Genomic DNA, 5,674 nt, shown 5'->3' with positions numbered 1-5,674 from the left:
TTGAGCCACATCGTCAAACTTATGTGTGTGCGATTACCGGTAAGATTTCAACAGAGGCTGTTAAAATTGGTGAGGCTTGGATTAGTAAAGATGGAATCAAGAAGTTAATTCAATATATGGATCAGTAAAAGCCTGAAATCGCTTCAGGCTTTTTTTATTAGAAAACCAGGAGTTAATGAACACCTTATGTTTGCAATTTTTTGTGGGGATTAGCTCTTTTATTAATGTTCAAGAACTCGTTCAACAACCTAAGTTCAGTAACCTATATAAAACTAAGTATAGGCACACGAATGAATATCTTATGGGACTTGCATCCCAGTTGACATTCACTTTACTTGAATAAATGAATGATTAAATAACAAAAAAAGAGTAGCATCAGCTACTCTTTGCAGACCACAGTACCTTATCCAAATATTTCACCGTCTATAAGCATTTCATTACGGTATCACCAAAGTTTCTAATATCGGATAAATAATCGAAACCACTTGGAGAACCAAAACTATTAAAAGCACGCACTACAACAATATCGTGTTGAGGTATGACTAATAAAGTAACGCCCGTATATCCTAATATTTGATAAGAACCTTTAGGAACAAGCATTCCAATTTCAGATTTTTTGGCAGGTAAATCCTTAACAAACCATAAGAATCCGTTTTGTGGGAGATCTGAGTCAATTAATTCTGGACTTTGTAGGGATGTAGTCAAATTTATAATATCACTTGAAACAACCTGTTCCCCGTCTATGTAACCCTGCTTAAGATGAAGAAATCCCCATTTGGCCAATTCCCTGGCAGACACGTACAGATTCATTTTATCACCATCTGTACTTTTACTAGTGTACCAGCTTGGATCATTAAGCTCTCTAATAACTTCAACTAGGTTTTGATTTAATTTCCCATACCAACCGGTCTCTTTGAAATTCAAAGGTTGAAATACCTGTTCAGAAACAATCTCGGCAACTGTTTTACCGGTTGTATTTTTTACAATTTGCGTTAGCATATCAATTCCAATACCGCGATAAGCCCAACTTTGACCTGGAGAAAACTCTCGCTGAATCTCTCCATCAATACTTTTTAATCCATGGGTATGTGTTAGTAAATGTCTAAGGGTAGTCCCTTCTAGATTTTTAGATTCATAAAAAGGAAGGTATTTACTCACTGTGTCATCAATTGAAGCTATGTAGCCATTGTGCACGGCGTAAGCTACAGCAAATCCAATATAACTTTTTCTAACGGACGCACCATGAAATTGTGTGTCTTCTTGAATATTTCGTGCATTAGTGGCTTTAGAATGTTTCCCCCAATATTCTTCTGTTACAATTTCATCGTTTTGTATAATAAAAACAGCTGCACCTGAACAGTCAACTAATTCGGAAGTACGTTGGACTTGAGAGACAACCGAGCTAAATTTCTGACTTAAGTTTTGGTTAATAACCATAATTCCCCTACTTTCCTAATCCTATCGGTCAGTTCAATATTCGACTTAATATTAGGTAACCCTCTCAAACTGCAAAATATCGATTCTATTACTCAAACTCAACTGGTATGCATCTCGCATACACCCTACGTCGACATAACACACCCGGATGAGGAAGTAGTCGTCTTCATTACTCCATAAGAAAAACAGCCTTGTAAAGGCGCCGATTGTTCAATTAAAGCACCTTGTTATTTTAATAATAACCTACCTATTTCTTCCCAATCTTTAACCCTTATGATTAAATTGTGCTTACAATCACGATTATAAGGTTTATCCAGTAACAAAACTTTAATACCACTATTCGCAAGTGCTAATGCGTGTTCAGGATTATCTTCAATAAACAAAGATACATTATGAATGGAAGCACATTCGGGCTTTCCGTTTTGATATTGTGAGGCACACATTATTGCATCTATTGGTAAATTATTTTGCTTAACCCAGTTACTTGCCGACGCCATCCAACCTGGAGGACGACCTGTCATAATAGATATTTTTGAGGTTTGCCCAAGCTCAGTGAGCACTTCAAAGAGAAATGGAAAAGGGCTTATATTGTGTAAATCTTTCTGATTTTCTGTAAAAAATTCTATAAATTCATCAAATGAATACCCATACAAGTCTGAAACTCCATATACCTGAATATCTTCATAAATTAAATCTTCTTTATGTAATTTATTTAATATTTCAACAATCGACTTTCTCATATCTACAAGAGTATCATCAAAATCTAATCCTATATGTTCCATGTCTTTTCCCCACAAATCATTTATTATTTAACTATTTCTACTGAATTTAATACTAAGAATATAGCCAAGTATTCAACTTATGCACCCTATAGTCAAACAAGAATTAAGTGTATTGTAACGACAAATTCATTAAAAACTGTTCTCCAATAGGGCCTTTTTTTCTTTTGCCTGTATCTTTAAAACCTACTCTTAAGTAGAGTTGCTGTGCAGGAATATTCTTATGATTAACCACTAGAACAATTTCATTATAGTTAGGAAATTCTCTTCTAACAAAATCACTTAATAAGAGCATACCTTGTTTAGCGTAACCTTTTCCTTGCTTAGCATGATTAACAGACAAAGCAGTCAACAGTATGGCTTTTGGATTATTCGAGTATTCCTTTACTCGTTCAGTCGTATGTAACAAAAAGAAACCTACAGGTTCATCGTCACTTAATATAACAATCCGATATTGCCCCTCTGCTACTTCTAAAATAGCGTTTGGTAATGCCGTGAACTGTCCTTGTTCTTCAGGTAATTCAAAAGCATTTAATGCATCTAAATGATCAATCAAGAAATGATCTAATTTAACGTAATTATACTTTTTCACAAGATGTCTCCTTGGTTTTTTATCCCATTTTACCATCAGAATATAAGTTCGTCATTATCTATAATTAACTTACCTTGCCTAGCACCCTAAGTTGAACAAAAAACTAGATGAACCATCCGAAAAGTATCGATTCTATTACTCAACTGGCATGCATCGCTCATACACCCTAGGTTGACATAACACCACAATTAGGAAGTATTCGACTTCATTACTCATTAATAAAAGTTGCCCTGTAAAGGCATCCAATTCAACAGTTAAATACGACTTCATCTTGAAATTATAAATACACCACCAAAATGTGATTCAGGATTTTGAATTCACTAAGCACTCGTTAATTCTGGTAATATTTACTATTATATCACGCTGATTCTTGTTGTTATTTCAAGGTTCTTGAAATCCATAGACAGCAACAAAAATTAGCACACTGTAAAAAAGCATGCTAGAAATATTTAAAAAAATAAGGTAAATCCTCACATTCCCCTTAACATCGAATATTCCCAAAATAAGTCCAATTAACCCTGGAATAGGTAGAGCAAAGAGACCAATTTTCCCTTCTAAACCGAACGCAAAAAACTCAGTATTTGTAAATAGTAGAAAGAAAATAGGGATGAAAGATAATATCAAGAAGACAAGTGATAACCAAGACAGATATTTCTTTATCAAAAAAACACCGCCATTCTAGTATTTCAGATTTCCTTATTTTAACATATTGAAAAATGATTTGGTGTAGATGCGTCAGTGATTATTTCCTCTCGGAACGTGATTGTATACTTCATACACACCAGGTTGACATAACACATCGACTAGGAAGTGTTTTTACTAATTTTGTTGAAACTCTTTTGGTTAAATGAGTTACCACAATATGGGATTGCCCTAACCAATTTCGCTTTATTGATCTGAGGCTTCTATAAGTTTGCAAAAGCTGGGGGAGTTACTGGTTTTCAAAATTATACTCTACAAAACATTTAGCCACGTCGTCAAACGTATTTGTGTGCCTATATAGGTATGATTTCGACTGAGGCAGTTAAAGTTGGTAAGGCATGGATTAGTAAAGATGGAATCAAGAAATTAATTCAATATATGGGTCAGTAAAAGCCTGAAATTGCTTCAGGCTTTTTTAATTAGAAAATTCAGGAGTTAATGAACACCACATATTTACAGTGTTTTCTGAGGTTTGGCGCTTTCATTAATGTTTAAGAACTCGTTCAACAATCTAAGTTCCAGTAACCTCTACGACACTAAGTATAAGGACACGATTAGAATCTAAGCCATAAGAACAACCGCCTTGTTAAGGCAGCCGGTTGTTCATATATCACAATGATTCTAATGAAAAAATATACAAGGAATAGATGAACTCTTTATTTATAATATTCTTCCTGAAGCATTCCCATAAGAATTTCATCAGAGTATGTATTGTTCATATAAAGGGATTGCCGTAATACTCCTTCTTTTTTAAATCCTGCTTTTTCATATGCTTTAATACCTCGAATGTTATGAGAAAATACCTCTAATTCCAAACGATTAAGTTTAAGCTCTTCGAAAGTAAATTTTTGTGCAAGTCTAGTTGCTTCCGTACCATAACCTTTGCTTATAATAATTTTGTTATGTAACGCTATTCTAAAACCTGCTTTTTTATTGTCATTATCTACATCTAATACAGATAAATCACCTATTACTTCATTATTATTCAATAGACATATGGCAAAATCATACCGTGTAGAGTCTTCGCTAAATTGTTTATAACTTTTAATAATTTCATCCAATGTGAATGACTTTCGAGTTCCAGTCATATAAAGAAACTCTTCATCCTGACACGATTTATAGATACTTTCCATATCTTCATCTTTAATAGACCTTAAATATACAAATTTACCCTTAATCATCGTAATATCCCCTTTTTCCTTTTTACATTTATTAGAGTAAGATTTCTTCAACAGTGTTGAAATCCCTTTCACCATTTGTTCTACTAAACTGCCGCGTTAGTTGAATAAGCAACTGGATGATCCATCCGTAAAACCTCAGTAGGTTGACATAACCCTCGGATGTGGAAGTAGTCGTCTTCATTACTCCATAGAAAAGCCGCCTTGTAAAGGCAGCCGATTGCTCAGCTAAAACACCAGTTACTTGAATCAGAATTACTGTTCTAATACATTTTTACTCTTGGATAATTTCATAAAAAGAAAGCTGATCAAATAAGCTATACAAGTAATTCCGAACAAAGCAAAAATCGATGGTGTAAGGACTAAATATAAACTAAGTGGCAATGACCATACAAAAGCCAATAACATTAAGAATCTTTTGGTTATTAAAGAAGCTATGATTGCTAAACAAGCAGGAAGAAACAACATGAAAAAGGTGTTTATCTTCACATCGGTTTCATGATTATAAAAGTTCAGTTCAATCCATAAAAGAATACTAGAGATACCTGCCATTACTCCTAAGAATATTGAAGTTTTTCTAATTTTAAGCACCTCTTTTTTAAAAAATTTTTTTATGTTTCTCTGCGATCTTAAAGCTGCCCTGTAAGGCAGTTAGATGTTAAACTAAGCAACAGTTGGTACAACAAAAAGCATTAGATTTATTCTTTACCGTTGTACTTAGAAAGATGAGAAATTTGATTGAAGTCTTTTATACTCCATCTGTCTTGATGAAAGTAAATATTGCTAATACAGGCGTTTATTAATTTGGTTTTCCCCGAACCTATCTTACCGTTTGATAAAACAGCTAAAATAGCGTTGATTACTGCCCCATGTGCGATAAGCAATATTTTGTTTTCTTCATACCTTTGATTTATTTCCTGAATCCCTGTCATTATACGATTATTTAAAGTTAACCTGTCTTCTTGATTTGGATATGATTTATCTGG

At 33.8% G+C, this 5,674-nt stretch carries 5 protein-coding genes; all 5 read right to left on the bottom strand.

Features of this window, described 5'->3' with window-relative positions; translation table 11 throughout:
- Window positions 1-423: 423 nt before the first annotated feature.
- Entirely contained in the window at window positions 424-1,437 is a 1,014-nt protein-coding gene (locus tag AC3EA5_RS11005; RefSeq protein ID WP_488608395.1) for a serine hydrolase domain-containing protein, read from the bottom strand.
- Window positions 1,438-1,664: 227 nt separating this feature from the next.
- Window positions 1,665-2,219, bottom strand: a complete 555-nt coding sequence (locus tag AC3EA5_RS11000) for a 5' nucleotidase, NT5C type (protein ID WP_488608394.1) — start codon at window positions 2,217-2,219, stop codon at window positions 1,665-1,667.
- Between the two features lie 103 nt (window positions 2,220-2,322).
- Entirely contained in the window at window positions 2,323-2,808 is a 486-nt protein-coding gene (locus AC3EA5_RS10995; RefSeq protein ID WP_488608393.1) for a GNAT family N-acetyltransferase, read from the bottom strand.
- A 1,358-nt stretch (window positions 2,809-4,166) separates the two neighbouring features.
- Complete coding sequence (locus AC3EA5_RS10990; RefSeq protein ID WP_488608392.1) at window positions 4,167-4,691, bottom strand: GNAT family N-acetyltransferase; 525 nt, start codon at window positions 4,689-4,691, stop codon at window positions 4,167-4,169.
- A 695-nt stretch (window positions 4,692-5,386) separates the two neighbouring features.
- Window positions 5,387-5,674 (bottom strand): histidine phosphatase family protein (locus AC3EA5_RS10985; RefSeq protein WP_488608391.1); only part of this gene is annotated, 288 nt, incomplete at its 5' end.

Source organism: Paenisporosarcina sp., assembly GCF_057785155.1.
The sequence above is the reverse complement of the archived record's forward strand: the minus strand, read 5'-3'. Positions and strand labels throughout refer to the sequence as shown.